19 protein-coding genes are annotated in these 19,686 nt (G+C 71.9%); 12 read left to right on the forward strand and 7 right to left on the reverse strand.

What is annotated here, in order from left to right; all coding sequences use genetic code 11:
* Nucleotide 1: 1 nt before the first annotated feature.
* The 3 genes from DEJ48_RS06225 to DEJ48_RS06235 are packed head-to-tail and all read right to left on the reverse strand — an operon-like array spanning nucleotide 2 to nucleotide 3,047.
* Nucleotides 2-511 carry a copper chaperone PCu(A)C gene (locus DEJ48_RS06225; protein WP_150215209.1) on the reverse strand — a complete coding sequence of 170 codons (510 nt, stop codon included), beginning with the start codon at nucleotides 509-511 and terminating at the stop codon, nucleotides 2-4.
* Nucleotides 508-2,817 carry a heavy metal translocating P-type ATPase gene (locus DEJ48_RS06230; protein ID WP_150215211.1) on the reverse strand — a complete coding sequence of 770 codons (2,310 nt, stop codon included), beginning with the start codon at nucleotides 2,815-2,817 and terminating at the stop codon, nucleotides 508-510. Before DEJ48_RS06230 ends, DEJ48_RS06225 begins: the two co-directional genes overlap by 4 nt.
* The gene (locus DEJ48_RS06235) at nucleotides 2,817-3,047 is read right to left on the reverse strand and encodes a hypothetical protein (protein ID WP_150215213.1); all 231 of its coding nucleotides are present in this window, start codon (nucleotides 3,045-3,047) and stop codon (nucleotides 2,817-2,819) included. Before DEJ48_RS06235 ends, DEJ48_RS06230 begins: the two co-directional genes overlap by 1 nt.
* Before the next feature lie 177 nt (nucleotides 3,048-3,224).
* On the opposite strand from DEJ48_RS06235, the gene DEJ48_RS06240 reads away from it, so the two are divergent.
* On the forward strand, nucleotides 3,225-3,989 hold the full coding sequence (locus tag DEJ48_RS06240) for an NAD(P)H-dependent oxidoreductase (RefSeq protein WP_150215214.1): 765 nt from the start codon (nucleotides 3,225-3,227) through the stop codon (nucleotides 3,987-3,989).
* On the opposite strand, the gene DEJ48_RS06245 is transcribed toward DEJ48_RS06240, so the two are convergent.
* Both DEJ48_RS06245 and DEJ48_RS06250 read right to left on the reverse strand, forming a co-directional pair.
* Nucleotides 3,920-4,390, reverse strand: a complete 471-nt coding sequence (locus tag DEJ48_RS06245; protein ID WP_150215216.1) for a Fur family transcriptional regulator — start codon at nucleotides 4,388-4,390, stop codon at nucleotides 3,920-3,922. The two genes, DEJ48_RS06240 and DEJ48_RS06245, sit on opposite strands and share 70 nt — an antisense overlap.
* Entirely contained in the window at nucleotides 4,387-5,529 is a 1,143-nt protein-coding gene (locus DEJ48_RS06250) for a kinase (protein WP_223831928.1), read from the reverse strand. The genes DEJ48_RS06245 and DEJ48_RS06250 overlap by 4 nt, the downstream gene beginning before the upstream one ends.
* A 201-nt stretch (nucleotides 5,530-5,730) precedes the next feature.
* On the opposite strand from DEJ48_RS06250, the gene DEJ48_RS06255 reads away from it, so the two are divergent.
* The 6 genes from DEJ48_RS06255 (at nucleotide 5,731) to DEJ48_RS06280 (ending at nucleotide 11,839) form a co-directional block, all read left to right on the forward strand.
* Nucleotides 5,731-6,741, forward strand: a complete 1,011-nt coding sequence (locus DEJ48_RS06255; protein ID WP_150215218.1) for a pyridoxal-phosphate dependent enzyme — start codon at nucleotides 5,731-5,733, stop codon at nucleotides 6,739-6,741.
* 40 nt (nucleotides 6,742-6,781) lie between these two features.
* The gene (locus DEJ48_RS06260; protein WP_150215219.1) at nucleotides 6,782-7,621 is read left to right on the forward strand and encodes a Rossmann-like domain-containing protein; all 840 of its coding nucleotides are present in this window, start codon (nucleotides 6,782-6,784) and stop codon (nucleotides 7,619-7,621) included.
* Nucleotides 7,618-8,910 (forward strand): MFS transporter, encoded by a 1,293-nt coding sequence (locus DEJ48_RS06265; RefSeq protein ID WP_223831929.1) that lies wholly within the window; start codon nucleotides 7,618-7,620, stop codon nucleotides 8,908-8,910. The genes DEJ48_RS06260 and DEJ48_RS06265 overlap by 4 nt, the downstream gene beginning before the upstream one ends.
* Before the next feature lie 89 nt (nucleotides 8,911-8,999).
* Nucleotides 9,000-10,016 (forward strand): FecCD family ABC transporter permease, encoded by a 1,017-nt coding sequence (locus tag DEJ48_RS06270; protein ID WP_150221000.1) that lies wholly within the window; start codon nucleotides 9,000-9,002, stop codon nucleotides 10,014-10,016.
* 1 nt (nucleotide 10,017) lies between these two features.
* Nucleotides 10,018-10,791, forward strand: a complete 774-nt coding sequence (locus DEJ48_RS06275; RefSeq protein WP_150215220.1) for an ABC transporter ATP-binding protein — start codon at nucleotides 10,018-10,020, stop codon at nucleotides 10,789-10,791.
* 40 nt (nucleotides 10,792-10,831) lie between these two features.
* Nucleotides 10,832-11,839: an ABC transporter substrate-binding protein gene (locus DEJ48_RS06280; protein WP_150215221.1), complete on the forward strand. Its 1,008-nt coding sequence runs from the start codon at nucleotides 10,832-10,834 to the stop codon at nucleotides 11,837-11,839.
* Between the two features lie 13 nt (nucleotides 11,840-11,852).
* Here the strand turns inward: DEJ48_RS06280 and DEJ48_RS06285 are convergent, their stop codons facing one another.
* Both DEJ48_RS06285 and DEJ48_RS06290 read right to left on the reverse strand, forming a co-directional pair.
* A complete protein-coding gene (locus DEJ48_RS06285) occupies nucleotides 11,853-12,704 on the reverse strand; it encodes an SMP-30/gluconolactonase/LRE family protein (RefSeq protein ID WP_150215222.1) in 852 nt (283 codons plus the stop codon).
* Nucleotides 12,701-13,471, reverse strand: coding sequence for an IclR family transcriptional regulator (locus tag DEJ48_RS06290; protein ID WP_150215223.1), 771 nt, complete (start codon nucleotides 13,469-13,471; stop codon nucleotides 12,701-12,703). Before DEJ48_RS06290 ends, DEJ48_RS06285 begins: the two co-directional genes overlap by 4 nt.
* 229 nt (nucleotides 13,472-13,700) lie before the next feature.
* Between DEJ48_RS06290 and DEJ48_RS06295 the strand changes: the two genes are divergently transcribed.
* The 5 genes from DEJ48_RS06295 to mmsA all read left to right on the forward strand — a co-directional run bounded on the left by DEJ48_RS06295 (nucleotide 13,701) and on the right by mmsA (nucleotide 19,680).
* Complete coding sequence (locus tag DEJ48_RS06295) at nucleotides 13,701-14,867, forward strand: mandelate racemase/muconate lactonizing enzyme family protein (RefSeq protein ID WP_150215224.1); 1,167 nt, start codon at nucleotides 13,701-13,703, stop codon at nucleotides 14,865-14,867.
* On the forward strand, nucleotides 14,864-15,877 hold the full coding sequence (locus tag DEJ48_RS06300) for a zinc-dependent alcohol dehydrogenase (RefSeq protein ID WP_150215225.1): 1,014 nt from the start codon (nucleotides 14,864-14,866) through the stop codon (nucleotides 15,875-15,877). The genes DEJ48_RS06295 and DEJ48_RS06300 overlap by 4 nt, the downstream gene beginning before the upstream one ends.
* A 138-nt stretch (nucleotides 15,878-16,015) precedes the next feature.
* A complete protein-coding gene (locus DEJ48_RS06305) occupies nucleotides 16,016-17,002 on the forward strand; it encodes a hypothetical protein (protein ID WP_150215226.1) in 987 nt (328 codons plus the stop codon).
* A 3-nt stretch (nucleotides 17,003-17,005) separates the two neighbouring features.
* Entirely contained in the window at nucleotides 17,006-18,124 is a 1,119-nt protein-coding gene (gene chvE / locus DEJ48_RS06310; protein ID WP_150215227.1) for a multiple monosaccharide ABC transporter substrate-binding protein, read from the forward strand.
* Nucleotides 18,121-19,680 carry a multiple monosaccharide ABC transporter ATP-binding protein gene (gene mmsA / locus DEJ48_RS06315; protein WP_190537234.1) on the forward strand — a complete coding sequence of 520 codons (1,560 nt, stop codon included), beginning with the start codon at nucleotides 18,121-18,123 and terminating at the stop codon, nucleotides 19,678-19,680. The genes chvE and mmsA overlap by 4 nt, the downstream gene beginning before the upstream one ends.
* The last annotated feature ends 6 nt before the right edge of the window (nucleotides 19,681-19,686 follow it).

Consider the following 19,686-nt stretch of genomic DNA (forward strand, 5'->3'; position numbering starts at 1 on the left):
TTCAGTAAGCCGGGCGGATCACGACCGCTTCGGTCCTGACGGTCCCGCCCTCCCGGAAGGTCAGGACGAACGGGACCCGTTCGCCGAGACGCAGCGGCTCCCGGACGCGCACCATGACATCCAGGCCGTACGGCGACATGGTGAGGCCCTCGCCCGCCGGGACGACGGCGGAGTCCACCATGCTCATGCCGGCGGCACCGCTTCCCATGGGTGCGTACTGGCTGAGCATCACGTCGTCGAACGCGGGCGACGTCACGGAGGTCAACCGGTCGTCGGAGCCGCCGGAGTTGGCTATGCGGAAGAACGCGGCGCTGACGCTCGTACCGCCGTACGGCAGGAAGACCGTCCCCTCGGCGACCTCGACGCGCGCCGGAGTGCCCGCCGCGCCGGAACCGGTCCACGCGGTGAGCAGCCCCAGGGCGACGGCGCACGCGGCGACGGGTCCGAGCGCGCCGCCCAGCCCCTCGCGCAGGCCGCGGCGGGAGGGCCGCCAGGAGTGCGTGTCGCTCATCGGTGACCTCCACGGTCGTGACGGCGGTCGCGGCGCGGGGCCGGACCGCGGGCCGGGCGCCAGGTGCGCAGGCGCAGGCTGTTGCCGACCACCAGCAGGGAGCTCGCCGACATCGCCGCGGCGGCGACCATCGGGTTGAGCAGGCCCACCGCGGCGAGCGGCACCGTGACGGCGTTGTAGCCGAAGGCCCACAGGAGGTTGACGCGGATGGTGCGCAGGGTGCGGCGGGCGAGGCGGACCGCGTCCGCGACGGCCTCGATGTCGCCGCGGACGAGCGTCACGTCGGCGGCCCCGATCGCCACATCGGTGCCGCCGCCCATGGCGATGCCGAGGTCGGCCCCCGCCAGCGCCGCGGCGTCGTTCACGCCGTCGCCGATGACCGCGACGCGGCGGCCGCCCTCCCTCAACTCCTGTACGAGGGAGACCTTTCCCTCGGGTGTGCAGCGCGCGTGGACCTCGTCGATGCCGAGGTCCTCGGCGACGGCGCGGGCGGTGGCCTCGCGGTCGCCGGTGGCGAGGACGGGCCGTACTCCGAGGCGCCGCAGCCGGTCCACGGCACGGTAGCTGCCGGGCCGCACCAGGTCACCGACGGCCACGAGCGCCTCGGGCCTGCCGTCCATGAGGACCAGGACCGGGGTGTGCGCGGCGCCCTCGGCCGCCGCCAGCGCCTCGGCGAGCGGGCCCTTCAACTCGTCGCCGGGAGAACGCACTTCGACGGGATGTCCGTCGACCTCGCCCCGGACGCCCCGTCCCGCCTCGGCGACGAACTCGCGGACGGCGGGCAGCTTCTCGTGGGGTGCGGACTTCTGCGCGTACGCGGTGATGGCGCGGCCCAGCGGGTGTTCCGAGCCCTGCTCCACGGCTCCGGCGAGCCGCAGCGCCGCCTCCTTGCCGATGCCGTCGGGTGCCGCCGTGCACACGGTGACGCTCATGTGTCCGGAGGTCAGGGTGCCGGTCTTGTCGAGGACGACGGTGTCGATGTGCTTCAGCGCCTCCAGGGCCTGCGCTCCGGTGACCAGGACACCCAGCTGGGCGCCCCGGCCCGTCGCGGCCATCAGGGCGGTGGGGGTGGCCAGGCCCAGAGCGCACGGGCAGGCGACGACGAGCACGGCCACGCAGGCGGTGACGGCGGCCTGCGGGTCGGCTCCGGCGCCGAGCCAGAAGCCGAGCACCGTCGCGGCGAGTGACAGCACGACCGGCACGAACACGCCCGCCACCTCGTCCGCGAGGCGCTGCGCGTTCGCCTTGCCCGCCTGGGCGTCGGTCACCATGCGGGTGATGCGGGCCAGTCGGGTGTCGGCGCCGACGGCCGTGGCGCGGACGAGGAGCAGCCCGCCCGCGTTGACGGCGCCACCGGTCAGGCCGGACCCGGGCCCGACCTCCACGGGTTCGCTCTCCCCGGTGACCAGCGACAGGTCCACGGCGGAGTTGCCCTCGACCACGACACCGTCGGTAGCGACCCGCTCGCCGGGCCGCACGACGAAGACCTGACCTGCCCTCAACCGAGCGACAGGGATGACATGTTCGTCCCCTGAGTCCTCTCTTACGGCGACGTCCTTGACCGCGAGCCCCGCGAGGGACCGCAGCGCCCGCCCTGTGCCGTGCCGGGCCCGTGCCTCCAGGAACCGCCCGGCGAGGACGAACAGCGGAACACCGACGGCCGCCTCCAGATAGACGTGCGCGACGCCGTCGTCGGCGGAGGGCAGCAAGGTGAACGGCATCGTCATGCCGGGGGTGCCCGCGCCGCCGAGGAACAGCGCGTACGCCGACCACCCGAAGGACGCCACGACACCCAGCGAGACCAGCGTGTCCATGGTCGCCGTCGCGTGCCGCAGCCCGCGCAGCGCGCGACGGTGGAACGGCCACGCGCCCCAGGTGGCGACCGGTGCGCCGAGTGCGAAGCACAGCCACTGCCAGTTGCGGAACTGGAGGGCGGGGACCATGGAGAGGACCAGCACGGGGACAGCGAGCAGCGCGGTGATCAGCAGCTGCCGCCGTTGCCGGTCTTCCAGGGCCGACTGTTCTCCTGGACGTCCCTGTTCGTCCGGCTCCTGCTCCCGCTCCTGTCGTGGCGGCTCCGGCAGCTCCGCCGTGTACCCGGCCTGCTCGACGGTGGTGACGAGTTCGGCCGGGGTGACGGACGGCGGATGGCTCACACGGGCGCGGCCGGTCGCGAGGTTGACCGTCGCCGTCACCCCGTCCAGCCTGCCGAGCCGCTTCTCGACCCGTTTCACGCAGGCCGCGCAGGTCATGCCGCCGACGGTGATGTCCGTGCTCACCACGGCGTCCGCCGCCTCGACGCCCATCAGTGGCCTCCGCCGTGCATGCCGCCCATGTCACCCGTACCGCCCATGTCGCCGTCACTGTCGGGCCGGGTGCCGGAGCCCGACCCGGTCTGCGAGTCGTGCATGCCCGGCGCGACCGGTCCGACCGCCCTGCCCACGGCGTACGACGCGGCGAAGACCAGAACCAACAGCAACAGAAAGCCGCAGAGTGCGGGCGGCGGCACGAATCTCCGCCGTCTGTCCTCAGCCATCACCGCTCCCGGGTCGCGCGAGGTGCGGACCGGCCGGTCCGCACCTCTCCAGGAGTCGGACGGGACGGGGTCCGAGTTCCCGGGCGGTCACCACTGGGCCAATTCGTGGCCAGATCCTTGCGGACCATGGCCATATGGCCACTCGATGCGGCCGGGACGGCGGCACAAGATCGAAGCATGAAGATTCTCTGGGTATTCGCACATCCGGACCGGCGCTCGCTGGGCGGCTCCCTGATGACGGACGGGCTGCGCACGCTGGAGTCGCTCGGACACGAGCACCGCACATCGGATCTGTACGGCATGGGCTGGAAGGCCGTGGTGGACGCCGACGACTTCGGGGACGCGCCGCACGACCGGCGCCTCTTCGTGGGGCCCGAGCAGGAACGCGCGTACAAGGACCGTACGTTGAGCGAGGACGTGCGCCACGAGCAGGAGAAGATCGCCTGGGCGGACACGATCGTGTTCCAGTTCCCGCTCTGGTGGTTCGGGCCGCCCGCGATCCTCAAGGGGTGGTTCGACCGCGTACTCGTCCAGGGCTGCGGCTTCGGCATCAAGGGCCCCGACGGCCGGACCCTGCGCTACGGCGACGGCGGCCTCGCCGGCAAGCGCGCCCTCGTCGTCACGTCGGTCGGCGCCCGCGAGTCCGGCTTCGGGCCGCGCGGGATCCACGGCCAGCTGGACCAGGTGCTGTTCCCGCTGCTGCACGGCACGTTCTGGTACACGGGGATGGCCGCGCTCCCGCCGTTCGTCGTGTACGGCGCCGACCGGCTCACGGATGAGGGGTACGCGCGGAGCGCGGCGCGGCTGCGCGAGCGGCTGCGCGCCCTCCCCGACACGGACCCGCTGCCCTTCCACGAGGAGAACGGAGGCGCCTACGACGAGGACCTCGTGCTGCGACCCGAGCTCGCGCCGGGCATGTCCGGCCTGGGCGTGCACAGTTGAGCGGAGCGGCAGGGGCCGCAGACCCCGTTGAGTTCGAGCGTGTGCTCCAGCTCGGCGAAGCCGGTCGATTCCGCCAGGCGGTCCACCCACGCCTCGACGGTCCCCGCGTCCACCGCGCGACTCCGGCCGCAGTCGCGGCAGATGAGGTAGTGGCGGTGCTCGTCGGTGGGCCGCCGCAGGTAGAGCCGTTCGCCGGTCTCGTCGCGCACGACGTCGAGGAGACCGGCGCGGTCCAGTTCGCGCAGGGCCCGGTAGACGGTGGTCAGGCCGACCGGCCTGCCGGTTCCCGCGAGCAGGGCGTGCAGCTCCTGCGCGGAGACGAACTCGGCGCGTCGACCGAGGGTTTCGAGGACGGCTTCGCGCTGCCGGGTCCTGCGCACGCCCTCCGCCCCGCCGGTCACGGGACCTCCTCGTCGGCCCCGGGCGGCACCGGGAAGGCGGACGGCTCGGGAAGGGGATGCGTCACAGGAAGGGCACGCGGCGCAGGAAGGGCAGATCGCGCGGCTGCGGCAGGCCGCCCGGGAACGAGAGGCCGCGCGGCGAGGGCGTGCTGCCCGGGAAGGGCGTGCGGCGACGGCACCGTGCCGAAGCTCAGCGTCCGGTAGACCGACACCCCGCCCGGTCCATCCCCCGGCCCTCCGCCCGTCAGCTCCCCGCACGCCTCCGCCGCCGCCGTCACGCGGCGCGTGTACGCGGGGTCCGTGGCGTCGAGCAGGATCCCCGACGTCGTACCGCTGTGCCCGACCGCGACGCCGAGGCCGCCGACCTCGCGGCAGATGTCCAGCATCGGCTCCAACGAGGCCTTGTGGCGCAGGGCTTGGTTCATCCGGGCGCTGCGCGTGGCGATGCGTCCCACTTCCGCCAGGTCGTGGCCGCGTACCGCGACGGTGAGCCGTTCGAGCAGTCCGGCGTAGGCGTGCCGGTCGGCGGTGGTGAACGGTTTGGGGATGCGGTTGAAGTCCACCGTGTCCACCGAGCCGCCCTCGTCGATGCCGACGACCGCCATGGCGGGCAGCGAGCCGAGGACGGAGTGGAGCCGGACGCTGCGGTGGTGGTAGGCGACGATCGCGGGGTAGAGCACGCCGTCGGTGGGTTCGATGCGGGCCAGGAGGCGTTCGATCCTGGTGGGCGGCATGGGGACGCCGAGGGCCCGGCCGACCGCCCGCGCGGTGGCGACGAGGTCGGCGGAGGAGCTGGCGAGCCCCTTGCCCTCCGGGATGACGCTGCTGACGGTGAGCACTCCGCCGGGCGGATGGGCGGACGGCCCCGCGGGCGCCGACTCGGCGATCATGCGCGCCAGTCGCAGCGCCTTCGTCTTGTGCCGCGGCCGGACTTCGAGCTCGCCCGACGGGGATCCCCGCCGGAACGTGGCCATCGTCCAGCGGGCGACGGGCAGCGTCACGAGGAAGTCGCCGCCCTCCTCGGGCAGCACCCCCTGGAGCAACTCGCCGAAGGTGCCGAAGGCGGTGCCGACCCCGGTCACGGGCGCGCCCCGATGCGGCGGGCGAGACCGGTGTGCGGCCTCCTGGTACAGCTTCACGCGACTCCTCTCGACATCGCGGCGCGCACGGCACGGCGCTCCGCACGGACCAGTCTGCCGAACCCAGACGCTCTTGACAATCATTTTCATCTAGTGTGATGCTCTCGGCGTTCCGGGGTCCGCTCCGGACCGCTCCGGGGGCCGACCGCACTCCCCCGGCACCCCTCCCTGCCCTTCCGTCCCTACCGGGGGATCTCCGTCATGCACCCACACATCGCCGAAGCGGTGAAGAAGCCCGATCTCATATCCCTCGCACCGGATCTGGCCTGCCTCCGCTTCGAGACCATGAAGGTCTACTCGGCCCTCGGCGCCGTCCGGCACCTGCTCGCCTCCGGCGCCGTCCGCCCCGGCGACACCCTCGTCGACAGCTCCAGCGGCATCTACGCCCAGGCCCTCGCGCTCGCCTGCCACCGGTACGGCATGAAGTGCCACATCGTCGGCTCCACCACCGTCGACCGGTCCACCCGGGTGCAGCTGGAGATACTCGGCGCCACGCTGGAGCAGGTCGCGCCCTCCCAGGACCTGCGCCTGGACCAGGAGTTGAGGGTGCGGCGCATCGCCGAGATCCTGGCGGACAACCCGTCGTACCACTGGATGCGGCAGTACCACGACGACATCCACTACCTCGGCTACCGGGACGTCGCCGCCGAGCTGGACGAGGATCTGCCGGCCGGGCCGCTCGCGCTGGTCGGCGGCGTGGGCTCGGGCGCCTCCACCGGAGCCCTCGCCACCTACCTGCGCGAGAGGGGGCGCGACGTGTCGCTCGTCGGCGTCCAGCCCTTCGGCAGCGTCACCTTCGGCTCCGAGCACGTCGCGGACCCCGACATGATCATCGCGGGGATCGGCAGCGCCATCGAGTTCCGCAACGTCCGCCACGAGCTGTACGACCGCGTGCACTGGGTGAACTTCGACAGCGCCGTGTCGGGCGCCGTCTCCCTGCTGCGCACCAGCGGCATCTTCGCCGGGCTCTCGGCGGGCGCCGCCTACCTGACGGCGCTGTGGGAACGGCGCAGGGACGACACACGCACGTTCGTCTTCATCGCGGCGGACACCGGCCACCGCTACGTCGAGAGCGCCTACGCCCGGCACGAACAGGCCCTGGACATCGACACGTTGAAGCCGCACGAGATCACGTCGCTCGACGAGCTCAGGCACCCCTGGTCCACGACGGCCTGGCCCACCGCCACCCCCTCAGCCGCCACCCCCTCCTGAACCACCGCTGAAGCCCCCTGACACGCCCTAGGGAACACACATGCCGCACACCCCACCCCAGACCGTCGCCGAGCTCACGGACGCCGTCCTCGCGGGCGTCCACGGCCCCGACCCGGCCGAGCTCACCGTCACCAGCGCGTTCTGGCTCTACAACACCACCCGGCTCGCCGACGGCGACGTCACGTACCACAACCACTACCTGCTGCTCCGCGTCGGCGACTCCTTCGGCGCCTGCTCCTTCGAGGCGGGCGAACTCGCCCCGGGCTTCTGCGAGAACGCCTCCGGCCACTGTCTGGACAAGCTCCTGCGCGACGAGTCCGCGCCCGTGCGTACCGCCGCGCTCGACGCCTACTTCGCCCGGGTCCGCCCGCACCGCGACGCCGACGACGCCGAGCGCGTCATGCTCCCGACCGGCACGCCCGAGCACCGCGCGGAGGCCCGCGACGCCGCCATCGCCGGACTCCTCGACATCGAGCCCGGCGCGCGGGTCGCCCTCATCGGCGTGGTCAACCCGCTCGTCGCCGCGATACGCGAGCGGGGCGGCGTCTGCCTGCCCTGCGACCTGAACCTGCGCACGACCGCATGGGGCGATCCCGTCTCCGACGACATGACCGAGGTGCTCGCGCGGGCCGACGCCGTGGTCGCCACCGGCATGACGCTCAGCAACGGCACGTTCGACCTGATCCTGCGGCACTGCGTCGAACACGACGTGCCGCTCGTCGTGTACGCGCAGAGCGGCAGCGCCGTCGCCCGCGCCTTCCTCGGCGCGGGCGTCACCGGCCTGAACGCCGAGCCGTTCACGTTCTCCCAGTTCAGCGCGGACGCCACCCCCATGTACCGCTACCGCGCCGCCCTCGCGTCCAACGGAGCGGCAGCGTGAGCACCGACGCCACGAAGGACCGCGCGAAGGACGCCGACGCGGAGGTGCTGCCGGGCGATTGGCACATGGCGCGCACGCTCTGGCCGGTGCTGCTCGCCTCGGCGGTCGGCCTGCTGCCGTTCACCGTCTTCAGCACGTACCTCGTGCCCATCGCCGACGAGGCGGGCAGCGGCGTCGCCGCGATGGGCGGCCTGCGCGGGCTCGGCGGGCTCGCCGCCCTGCTGGTCGGCACCGCGCTCGCCCCGGTCATCGACCGGGTGTCCAAGGAGTGGGCGGCCGCGGGCGCACTCGTCGTGCTCGGCGCGGCGGCCGCGCTCGGCGCCGGCGGGAACTTCCTCCTGCTCGCCGTGTTCTGTCTGCTCGTCGGCGCCGGTACGGCCGTCCTCAACCCGGCGCTCACCGCCGCGGCCGCCGACCGCTTCGGCTCCGGCAAGGCCGCCGGGCGCGCGGCCACCCTCGTCACGGCCACCACCTCCATGACCGCCATGCTCGCCGCGCCGGTCATCGCGCTGCCCGCGCTGATCTGGGGCTGGCAGGGCGACCTGCTCGGGGTGACCGTGGTGTCGCTGCTGCTCGCAGCGGTCTTCGTGGCGCGGCGCGGACGGTACGCGGACCCGGACGGCGACGCCGTCGAGGACGGGCCGCGCCTCGGCTACCTCGCCTCGTTCCGTGCCCTGGCCGCCGTGCGCGGCGTGGTGCCGCTGCTCCTGATCGGGTTCCTGCGCACCGCCGTGTTCATGGGCTACCTGTCGTATCTCGCGGCCTTCTACGAGGAGCGGTTCGACGTCGACGCCGGGCTGTTCGCGTTCGTGTGGACGCTGAGCGGCGCGTCGTTCTTCGTCAGCAACCTGCTCACCGGGCGGCTCACCAACTCCGCCGAACCGCGCTTCGGCTCGGAACGCATGCTCGCCGCGGGACTCGTCGCCGCGCTCGTCTCGGTCGTGGGCTTCTACTTCACACACTGGCTGCCGCTCGCCCTCGCCATGACAGCGCTGCACGCGGCGAGCCACGCCGTCGTCGCCGCGTGCGTCGTCAGCCTCGTCGTGCGGCGCTGCGGGACGACGCTGCGCGGCTCCGCGCTGAGCCTCAACGCGGCGGGCCAGAGCCTCGGCGTGTTCGCCGGCGCCGCGCTCGGCGGCGCCGGCCTCGGCCTCGCGGGCTACCCCGGCACGGCCGCGGTCTTCGGCGCGCTGGTCGTCGCGGCACTCGGGGCGGCGGTGCTGGTGGTGCGCGGCGCCCCGGAGGCCGGCACTCCGAAGGCCGTGGCCTCGAAGGCGGGTGACACGTGAGCACCCTAGTCGAGGCGCCTCCCGGGAACGGCTCCCCCAGGTCGCGGACCGCCTTCCGGGACCGGCTCGCCTCCCCGAAGGCGCTCGCGCTGACCTGCGTCGCGCTCTTCCTCGTCCTGCTGGCCTCCGTCGTCGTGGCCATCGGGCTCGGCGCCGCCGCGGTCACGCCCGCCGACACCGCACGCCTCCTGTGGGCCGCCCTCACCGGCGGCCGGGTCGACGCCGACGAGACGACGACGTACCAGATCATCTGGCAGATCCGCGCGCCCCGCGTCCTCCTCGCCGCCCTGGTGGGCGCCGGTCTGAGCGCCGTCGGCGTGGCCATCCAGGCCATGGTGCGCAACGCCCTCGCCGACCCGTTCGTGCTCGGCGTCTCCTCGGGCGCGTCGGTCGGCGCGGTCGGCGTCACGGTCACCGGGGGCCTCGCCGCGCTCGGCGTGTACGCCGTGTCCGCGGGGGCGTTCGTCGGCGCGCTCGTCGCCTCGTTCCTCGTGTACGTCGCCTCCTCCAGCGGCGGCGCGCTCTCACCGCTGCGGCTCGTCCTGACGGGCGTCGCGATGTCCCTCGGGTTCCAGGCCGTGATGAGCGTGATCATCTACTTCGCGCCGGACAGCGAGGCCACGTCGATGGTCCTGTACTGGACCATGGGCGGCTTCGGCGCCGCGAGCTGGGGCGCGCTGCCCGTCGTCGCCGGAGCGGTCCTGCTCGGCCTCGCCGTGCTGTACCGCCACAGCAGGGCGCTCGACGTCCTCGCGCTGGGCGACGAGACGGCGTCCAGCCTGGGCATCAGCCCCGACCGGCACCGCACGTCACTGCTCGTCGTGGTGTCCCTGATGACCGGCGTGATGGTCGCCGTCAGCGGCGCCATCAGCTTCGTGGGGCTCGTCATGCCGCACCTCGTGCGGATGGTGGTCGGCGCCACCCACGCCCGCGTGCTCGCCGTCGCACCCCTGGCCGGGGCGCTCTTCATGGTCTGGGTGGACCTGCTGTCGCGGACGGCGGCCGCTCCGCGCGAGCTGCCGCTCGGTGTCATCACGGCGCTCGTCGGGGTGCCGGTGTTCATCGGCCTGATGCGCCGCAAGGGCTATACGTTCGGGGGTCGTTGAGATGGAGCTGCGCATCGACGGGCTCTGCGTGACCATCGACGGCGAGCGCCTCGTCCACGACCTCTCCCTCGACGTGGGGGACGGCGAGATCGTCGGCCTGGTCGGCCCCAACGGCAGCGGGAAGTCGACCGCGCTGCGCTGCGTGTACCGGGCGCTGCGCCCGACCTCGGGCGCCGTCCTCGTGGGCGGTGACGACATGGCCGGGCTCACCATGCGGCGCGGCGCGCAGCTCGTGGCCGCCATGACGCAGGACGGCGCCGTCGACCTGGACTTCACGGTCGCGGAGGTCGTCGCGCTCGGACGCGCCCCGCACCAGCGCGGCAACCAGGCGCTCACCGCCCGCGAACGGGAGCTGTGCGCCCGGGCGATGGAACGGCTGGACGTCGCCCACCTCGCCGGGCGCGGCATCCTCACCCTGTCGGGCGGCGAGCGTCAGCGCGTGCTGCTCGCCCGCGCCCTCGTCCAGGAACCCCGCGTCCTGGTACTCGACGAACCGACCAACCACCTCGACGTACGCCATCAGATCGAGGTCCTCTCCCATCTGCGCGGCGCCGGTCCCACCGTCCTCGTCGTGCTGCACGACCTGAACCTCGCGGCGGCCGCCTGCGACCGCATCGGGGTGCTCTCGCAGGGACGCCTGGTGACGTCCGGAACCCCCGATGAGGTGCTCACCGAGTCCCTGGTGGCCGACGTGTTCGGGGTGAAGGCCACGGTCGTCCCGCATCCGCTGACGGGCGACCCCCAGCTCCTGTACGCGCTGCACCCCTCGCTCTGAGCTTCCTTTGAAACGTCACCTCGAAAGGCATCGACACCTCATGCGTCCCACCAGATCCCTCGCCCTGGCCTCCGCGCTCACGGCCACACTCGCCCTGAGCGGCTGCGGCGCCGACCTCGACTCGTCCGACGGCGCCGGGACGGCCGGGAAGAAGACCGTCGTCAAGCGCTGCGGCGAGCCCGTCCCGTACAAGGTCCCTCGGCGTGCGGTCGCGTACGAGGGCGGGAGCGCCGACAAATTGTTCAGCCTCGGCCTGACCGACCACGTTTACGGTTACGTGATGCCGCCCGCCAACCCGCCGGTCGACGAGTCGCCCTGGGCGTCGGAGTACGCCAAGGTCAAGATGCTCAGCGACGATCTGCTCAACAAGGAGCTGGTCGTCGAGGCCAAGTCCGACTTCGTGGTCGCGGGCTGGAACTCCGGCTTCAGCGACCAGCGCGGCATCACCCCGAAGATCCTGGACAAGCTCGGCATCCAGAGCTTCATGCACACGGAGAGCTGCTTCAACTACCCCGGCCACCCCCAGAAGGTCACCCCGTTCAAGGCGCTCTACAGCGACCTGGAACGCCTCGGGAAGATCTTCCGGGTCGAGGAGAAGGCGGACCGGGTCGTCGGCGATCTGAAGAAGCGGGTGGCGGCCGTCGAGGCGAGGGCCCCGAAGGCGGCGGACGGCAAGCGGGTCCCCGTCTTCCTCTACGACTCCGGCACCGACCAGCCGTTCACGGCCGGCAGCCAGGTGCCTCCGAACGACATCATCAGGAGCGCGGGCGGCAGGAACATCTTCGACGCCCTCGACGAACGCTGGACGCAGGTCAACTGGGAGGCCGTGACCAAGGCCGAGCCAGAGGTCGTCATCATCTTCGACTACGGCGACCAGCCCGCGAAGAAGAAGATCGAGTTCCTGAAGAAGTCCCCGCACACGAGGGAGCTGCCCGCCGTCAAGAAGAACAACTTCTTCGTCCTCGACTACAACGAAGGCATCAGCGGGCCGCGGAACATCGACGGTCTGGAGAAGTTCGGCGAGTACCTCAGGGGTCTGGAGGGCTGAGCCCGGTCTGATCTCAGCCCGCGAAGGCCGTTCCCGGCAGGCCCCGGCCCGCGTCCGGCACGACCAGCACCGAACCCGAGAGCGGGTGCGGGCGGTCGAGGCCGGTGCGGGCCGTCGTGATGTACAGGTCGCGCAGGTCCGGGCCGCCGAAGGCGCAGGCCGTGGGGCGGCGCACGGGGAGATCGACGGTCCGGTCGAGGCGGCCGTCCGGCGTGTAGCGGCGGACGGCCGCGCCGTCCCAGAGCGCCACCCACACGCAGCCCTCGGCGTCGACGGCGAGCCCGTCGGGGAAGCCCGCCCGTTCCTCGATGCGCGCGAACGGCCGTCGGTTCAGGACGTGTCGGCCGTCGACGTCCAGTACGTCGACGCGGCGCGTCGGGCTGTCCACGTAGTACATGAGCCGCCCGTCGGGGCTCCAGCCCGTGCCGTTGCTGACGGCCACGTCGTCGGCGACGTCGGTGGCCGTGCCGTTGGGGGCGATCCGGGTGAGTCCGCCGCCGCCCGGTGCCTCGTCGTAGCGCATCGTGCCCGCCCAGAGCGCGCCGTCGGGCGCGACGGCCGCGTCGTTCCCGCGGCGGCCCGGCACGGGATCGCGCACCAGCCAGGTGAAGGGCGTGCCGCCCGGACCGTAGAGCCCGATGCCGTCGCGGAGGTTGACGACGAGGCCGCCGCCCGCGCGGGGCTTGGCCGCGCCCACGTGCTGTTCGGTGGCCATGACCGTACGACGGCCGTCGCCGGGGGCGTACGTGTGGACGCGGGAGCCGAGGATGTCGACCCAGATGAGGCGGCCGGTCGCCGCGTCCCAGGTGGGGCCTTCGCCGAGCGATGCCTCCGCGCGCACGGCGACGTCGAACACGCGGCTCACCACGCGCCCCGGTGGCCTAGCCTGGCCGACAGGTCGCCCGCGCCCTTGGCCGCCAGATCGGCCAGTTCGCGCTCCCGCTCCTCGGACCAGCGGATCACCGGCACGGAGATGGAGAGGGCCGCGACGACCCGCCCCGCGCTGTCGCGCACCGGCGCGGCCACGCAGCTGACGTCCGGGTTGGACTCGCGGTGCTCGACCGCGACGCCCCGCTCGCGGACGTCGGCGAGCGCGGCGAGGAGCTCGTCCGGGTCGGTGATGCTGTCCGGGGTCATGGCGGTGAACTCCCCTCCCCGGACGCGGCCTTCGAGCTCCTCCCGCGGCAGGGAGGCGAGCAGCATCTTGCCGACCGAGGTGCAGTGCGCGGGGAGGCGGCGGCCCGCCGCGGAGACCATGCGCACGGCGTGCGTGGAGTCGACCTTGGCGATGTAGATGACGTCGGTGTCCTCCAGGATGGCCACATGGACGGTCTCGTCGCAGGTCTCGGCGACCTGCTGGGCCACCTGCCTGCCCTCGGCGGCGAGGTCGAGCTGTTCGGCGTACCGGCTGCCGAGCTGGTAGGTGCGCACGCCGAGGCGGTAGCGTCCCGGCTGGTCGGGGATCTGGACGAGATACGAGCGGGCGGCCAGGGTGGTCAGGAGCTCGTGCACGGTGGTGCGCGGCAGCTGAAGTCTGCGGGTGACCTCGGGCGCGGAGAACGTGCCGTCGCCCTCCAGGAACAGTTCGAGTATGTCCAGCGACCTGGTCACCGCGGGCACCAGTCGTCCCATGAGTTCGGCCTCCCACCCTGCGCGTCCGAAACCTCGGTCGCTGATCGGTATGACGAACACAGGTTAGGCACGGCGCAGTTCGCCGCGCAATGGCCGTCGGCCCGCTCGCCCGGGGCCCCGCCCGAGCGGTTGCGTGCGACCCATTGACACCTTCAGGCCGCCCTGAATACCGTCACGCCAACATTTCGAACGTGTGACGAAATACCGAACAAGTCAAGGGGCAACTGCCTTGCGCATCACGGGAATCAGCACGCATGTCGTCGGAACGCCCTGGCGGAATCTCACCTACGTCCGGGTCCACACCGACGAGGGCCTGACCGGTGTCGGCGAGACCCGCATGCTCGGCCACACCGACGCGCTCATCGGCTACCTCCGCGAGGCGGCGGCGAACCACATCGAGGGGTCCGACCCGTTCGCGGTCGAGGATGTCGTGCGCCGGATGAAGTACGGCGACTACGGCCGGGCGGGTGAGATCGTCATGTCGGGCATCGCCGTCGTCGAGATGGCCTGCTGGGACATCAAGGGCAAGGCCCTCGGCGTCCCGGTGTGGCAGCTGCTCGGCGGGAAGGTCACCGACCGCGTCAAGGCGTACGCGAACGGCTGGTACACCACGGAGCGCACCCCGGAGGCGTACCACAAGGCGGCGCAGGGCGTCATGGAGCGCGGCTACCGCGCCCTGAAGATCGACCCGTTCGGGACCGGGCACTACGAACTGGACCACGAACAGAGCCTGTACGCCGTGTCGTTGATCGAGGCCGTCCGCGACGCGATCGGACCCGACGCGGAACTGATGCTGGAGATGCACGGCCGGTTCTCGCCCGCCACGGCGATCCGGCTCGCCCGCGACCTCGCGCCGTTCCGTCCCGCGTGGCTGGAGGAGCCGGTGCCGCCGGAGAACCTGAAGGCCCTGGAGAAGGTCGCCGCGAAGGTCGACATGCCGATCGCGACCGGTGAGCGCATCCACGACCGGATCGAGTTCCGCGAACTGTTCGAGAGCCAGGCCGCGGACATCCTCCAGCCCGACGTCGGCCACATCGGCGGCATCTGGGAGACCCGCAAGCTCGCCGCCACGGCCGAGACGCACTACATGCTGGTCGCCCCGCACAACGTCGGCGGCCCCGTGCTGACCGCCGCGTCCCTCCAAGTCGGTTTCACCGCACCGAACTTCAAGGTCCTGGAACACTTCAACGACTTCGCGGACGCCGACATCAAGAAGGTCGTCAAGGGCGCCCCGCGGGTCGACCCGGAGACCGGCTGCTTCGAGCTGTCGCACGAACCGGGCCTCGGCGTCGAGCTGGACGTCGACGCGGCCGCCGAGTTCCCGCAGCAGCAGGCGCGGTTCGACCTGTGGGCCGAGGGCTGGGAGAAGCGGGCGCCCGGCGGGGCCGGCGCATGACGTCCCGCGCGATCGTCGTCGACCGCCCCGGCAGCCACCGCCTCACCACCGGACCGCGCCCCGAGCCCGGCCCCGGCGAGGTCCTCGTCGAGGTCGCCGCCGCCGGGATCTGCATGAGCGACCGCGAGGTGTACGACGGACACCGCGACGCCGCATTCGTCCGCTACCCGGTGATCCCGGGCCACGAGTGGTCGGGCACCGTGGTGGCCGCGGGCCCCGGCGCCGACCCCGCGCTCGTCGGCCGCAGGACCGTCGCCGAGGGCTTCCGGGCGTGCGGCGTCTGCGAGCGCTGCCGGTGCGGCGAGACGAGCCTGTGCACGGGCGGGTACGCGGAGACCGGCTTCACCGAGCCCGGCGCCTTCGCCGACCACGTCGTGGTGCCCGCGCGGCTGCTGCATCCGTTGCGCGACGACGCCGACCTTCGGGCGGCGGCCCTGCTCGAACCGGCCGCCGTGATCGTGGCGGCCGTGCGGGCGGGGCGGGCGCGGCCCGGGGAGCGGGTCGCGGTGGTGGGGGCGGGGACGCTCGGGCTGCTCGCCGTGCAGCTGCTCGCGGCGAGCAGCCCCGCCGAGCTGGCCGTCGTCGATCCGCGCGAGGCCCGCGGGGCGCTGGCGCTGGGCTTCGGGGGGTCTCGGGCCCTGTCACCCGACGAGGCGGCGTCGGCGTACGGCTCCTTCGACCTCGTCGTCGAGACGGCGGGGGCGGCGACCACGGCCGCGTCGTCCTGTCTGCTTGCGCGCAGGGGCGGGCGGGTCGTGCTCACGGGGATGTTCACTGAGGGGGCCGTGGGGATCGATCCGGTGCATCTGTCCTTGAGTCAGTTGGAGGTGCGGTCCGTTTTCGGGGCGTCATCCTCGGCTTGGGCGGATGCGGTGCGGGCGTTCGGCCTTGGGGTGATCGACCCGGCTCCTCTCATCACGCATGAGTTTCCGTTGGAGCGGTTCGGGGAGGCGGTTGCCCTCGTCGGGGGCGGTGATCCCAAGACCGGGAAGGTCTTGTTGCTGCCCTGAGCCGTTCGGGTGCGGGCTGTGTGTGGCTGATCGCGCAGTTCCCCGCGCCCCTGGGCACGACACCGCGGCGCCCCCGTCATACACAGCCGCACCTGCGTACACCACACGACCCGAACCTCGTTCGATATGCCGAACACAATGACCCTGCAAAGGACACCCGTGACCGAGCCCTCCCCCCTCCCCCGCCAACCCGGCGAACCCGCCCTCAGCACCCTCGGGCTTGCCGCCCCCTCCCCCGATCCCGCCGACACGTCACCCCACGCCTTCCCCGACGGCGGTACCTGGCGGGTCGAGATCCCCTCGGTCGAGGGGCCGGAAGCGCTCGGCGTCGTGCTCAAGGAGTCCGCGCGGCTCGACGTGCCGATCCACCGGATCAGTCAGGGCAGCGGCGTCTGGATGCTGTCCGACGCCGAGATCACCGAGATGGTGGAGACGGCCGCCGAGCGCGACATCGAGCTCTGCCTGTTCACCGGGCCCCGCGGCACCTGGGACACCGGGGCCTCCGTGCGCACCGACTCGCACGGTGCCGGGCTGCGCGCCCGGGGTCGCGATGCCGTCGCCGGGTGCGTCGAAGACGCCGTGCGCGCCACGGAGTTGGGCGTGAAGTGTCTGCTCGTCGCTGATGAGGGCGTGCTGTGGACGCTGCACCGGGCCAGGTCCGCCGGGATCATTCCGGGCGGCACGACGCTGAAGGTGTCGGCGCTGATCGGGCCGGTCAATCCGGCCTCGTACGCCGTGTACGAGCGGCTCGGCGCGGACTCGCTGAACGTGCCGAGTGATCTGACGCCCGCTCACCTCACCGAGATCCGGCGGGTGTCGGCCGCTCCGATGGACCTGTACGTCGAGGCGCCGGACGACCTCGGCGGCTACGTCCGCATGTACGAGATCGGTGAGCTGATCCGGCGCGGCGCTCCCCTGTATCTGAAGTTCGGGCTCGCGAAGGCGCCCGGCATCTATCCCTACGGCGCCCACCTGCGCGACATCACCCTCGACACCGCCCGTGAGCGCGTGCGCCGCGGCCGGCTCGCCCTTGACCTCCTCGCCCGGCACGGTGCCGACACCGGCATGTCGCCGCTCGGCTCCCGACTGCCCGGCGACCTGAACCGCTTCCCCGAAGGGAGCTGACCCGTGACCATCCGCAGACGCACCCGCCTCGCCGCCGCGGTGACCACCGCCGTCCTGCTCGGCACGCTCACCGCGTGCGGCCAGGAGGCCAAGGGCGGCAGCCGGTACAAGCCGGACGCCGGCAAGGGCGCCACCATCGGCCTCGCCATGCCGACCAAGTCCTCCGAGCGGTGGATAGCCGACGGCGAGAACATGGCGAAGCAGTTCCGGAAGGCCGGTTACGAGACCGATCTGCAGTACGGCGACGACAAGGTCGAGAACCAGGTCGCCCAGTTGGAGAACATGATCACCAAGGGGCGGAGTCTCCTGGTGGTCGCCGCGATCGACGGTTCCGCGCTGACCGACGTCCTCGGCCGGGCGCACGACGCGGGCATCCCCGTGATCTCGTACGACCGGCTCATCCTCGGCACCGAGAACGTCGACTACTACGCGTCGTTCGACAACGAGCGCGTCGGCCGCCTGGAGGCGCAGTACATCGTCGACAAGCTGAAGCTGGGGAAGCCACAGGACAAGTCCGGCGACTCGTACAACATCGAGCTGTTCGCGGGGTCGCCGGACGACAACAACACCAAGTACTTCTGGAGCGGCGCCATGAAGGTGCTGCGGCCGTACTTCGAGAACGGCAGACTCACCGTCCGCAGCAAGCAGACGAAGATGAACCAGGCCACCACCCTGCGCTGGGACGGCGGCACCGCGCAGAAGCGCATGGACGACCTGATCAGCAAGAACTACGGCTCGGCCAAGGTGGACGCGGTCCTCTCGCCGTACGACGGGATCTCGCTCGGGATCATCTCGGCGCTGAAGAGCGCGGGGTACGGCTCGAAGAGCCGGCCGCTGCCGGTGATCACCGGTCAGGACGCGGAGCTCGCGTCGGTGAAGTCCATCATCCGGGGCGAGCAGACGCAGACGGTGTTCAAGGACACCCGCAAGCTGGCCGCGCAGACCGTGGCCATGGGCGACGCCGTCCTGCACGACAGGAAGCCCGAGGTCAACAACACCACGGGCTATCACAACGGCAAGAAGACCGTGCCGTCCTATCTGCTCGACCCGGTCAGCGTCGACAAGAGCAATACGCAACTGCTCGTCGACGAGGGGTACTTCACTGCGGGACAGCTCAGGTGAGCCGCCCGGTCCTGGAGATGCGCGGGATCACCAAGACGTTCCCCGGCGTCAAGGCGCTCTCCGACGTGAATCTGACCGTGCGGGCCGGGGAGATCCACGCGATCTGCGGCGAGAACGGCGCGGGCAAGTCGACGCTGATGAAGGTCCTCAGCGGCGTCCACGCGCACGGCAGTTACGACGGCGAGATCCACTTCGAGGGCGAGCGGACGGCCTTCAAGGACATCCGGGCCAGCGAGCGGCGCGGCATCGTCATCATCCACCAGGAGCTCGCGCTCGTCCCCCAGCTGTCCATCGCCGAGAACATCTTCCTCGGCAACGAGCAGGGCGGCCGCGGGTTCATCGACTGGCACGGCACGCTGCGCAGGGCGAGCGCGCTGCTGAAGCGGGTGGGTCTCGACGAGAAGCCGCAGACGCCGGTCGCCGACATCGGCGTGGGCAAGCAGCAGCTGGTGGAGATCGCGAAGGCGCTGTCCAAGGAGGTGAGGCTGCTGATCCTGGACGAGCCGACGGCCGCGCTCAACGACGAGGACAGCGCGAAGCTCCTCGACCTCATCGTGGAACTGCGCGAGCAGGGCATCGCCTGCATCATCATCTCCCACAAGCTGAACGAGATCCGGGCCGTCGCGGACTCGGTGACGATCCTGCGCGACGGACGGACCATCGAGACCCTCACGGTCCGCGAACGCCCCGACAGCGAACCGCGGTTGTCGGAGGACCGCATCATCCGCGGCATGGTCGGCCGGGACCTCGACCACCGCTTCCCCGACCGCACGCCCTACGAGGGCGAGGACGCGGGCACGCTCGCCCTGTCCGTCGACAACTGGACGGTGCGGCACCCGGTAGACCATCAGCGCAAGGTCGTCGACGACGTGTCGCTGACCGTGCGGCGCGGCGAGATCGTCGGCATCGCGGGGCTGATGGGCGCGGGCCGCACGGAGCTCGCGATGTCCGTCTTCGGGCGCTCCTACGGCCAGTACGTCGGCGGGACGGTGTCGGTCGGGGGCCGCGGGGTCGTGACGAAGACGGTGCCCGCCGCGGTCGAGGCCGGCATCGCGTACGTCACGGAGGACCGCAAGCAGTACGGCCTGAACCTCATCGACGACATCAACCGCAACATCTCCCTGGCCTCGCTGCCCGGCATGCGGCGCAGGGACGGCTTCGTGGACGGCCACCACGAGCGTTCCGTCGCCGAGCGCTACCGGAAGTCGATGAACATCAAGGCACCCACCGTGTTCGAGCAGGTGGGGCGGCTGTCCGGCGGCAACCAGCAGAAGGTCGTGCTCAGCAAGTGGATCCACGCCGACCCTGAGGTGCTGATCCTCGACGAGCCGACGCGCGGCATCGACGTCGGCGCGAAGTACGAGATCTACACCGTCATCGACCGGCTCGCCGCGGCCGGCAAGGCGGTGCTCTTCATCTCCTCCGAGCTGCCCGAGCTGCTCGGGATGTGCGACCGGATCTACACGATGGCCGAGGGCCGGCTGACCGGTGAGGTCGACCGCGCGGACGCCACCCAGGAACTCCTGATGCGCCACATGACCAAGAACAGAAGCTGAGGCCTC

The sequence above is a fragment of the Streptomyces venezuelae genome, from assembly GCF_008642315.1.
GTDB lineage: Bacteria > Actinomycetota > Actinomycetes > Streptomycetales > Streptomycetaceae > Streptomyces > Streptomyces venezuelae_D.

Excerpts from the sequence above, each read along its gene's own strand:
- DEJ48_RS06225 (WP_150215209.1), bottom strand. The coding sequence starts at position 511 with ATGAGCGACACGCACTCCTGGCGGCCCTCCCGCCGCGGCCTGCGCGAG.
- DEJ48_RS06230 (WP_150215211.1), bottom strand. The coding sequence starts at position 2,817 with ATGGGCGTCGAGGCGGCGGACGCCGTGGTGAGCACGGACATCACCGTC.
- DEJ48_RS06235 (WP_150215213.1), bottom strand. The coding sequence starts at position 3,047 with ATGGCTGAGGACAGACGGCGGAGATTCGTGCCGCCGCCCGCACTCTGC.
- DEJ48_RS06240 (WP_150215214.1), top strand. The coding sequence starts at position 3,225 with ATGAAGATTCTCTGGGTATTCGCACATCCGGACCGGCGCTCGCTGGGC.
- DEJ48_RS06255 (WP_150215218.1), top strand. The coding sequence starts at position 5,731 with ATGCACCCACACATCGCCGAAGCGGTGAAGAAGCCCGATCTCATATCC.
- DEJ48_RS06260 (WP_150215219.1), top strand. The coding sequence starts at position 6,782 with ATGCCGCACACCCCACCCCAGACCGTCGCCGAGCTCACGGACGCCGTC.
- DEJ48_RS06275 (WP_150215220.1), top strand. The coding sequence starts at position 10,018 with ATGGAGCTGCGCATCGACGGGCTCTGCGTGACCATCGACGGCGAGCGC.
- DEJ48_RS06280 (WP_150215221.1), top strand. The coding sequence starts at position 10,832 with ATGCGTCCCACCAGATCCCTCGCCCTGGCCTCCGCGCTCACGGCCACA.
- DEJ48_RS06290 (WP_150215223.1), bottom strand. The coding sequence starts at position 13,471 with ATGGGACGACTGGTGCCCGCGGTGACCAGGTCGCTGGACATACTCGAA.
- DEJ48_RS06300 (WP_150215225.1), top strand. The coding sequence starts at position 14,864 with ATGACGTCCCGCGCGATCGTCGTCGACCGCCCCGGCAGCCACCGCCTC.
- DEJ48_RS06305 (WP_150215226.1), top strand. The coding sequence starts at position 16,016 with ATGACCCTGCAAAGGACACCCGTGACCGAGCCCTCCCCCCTCCCCCGC.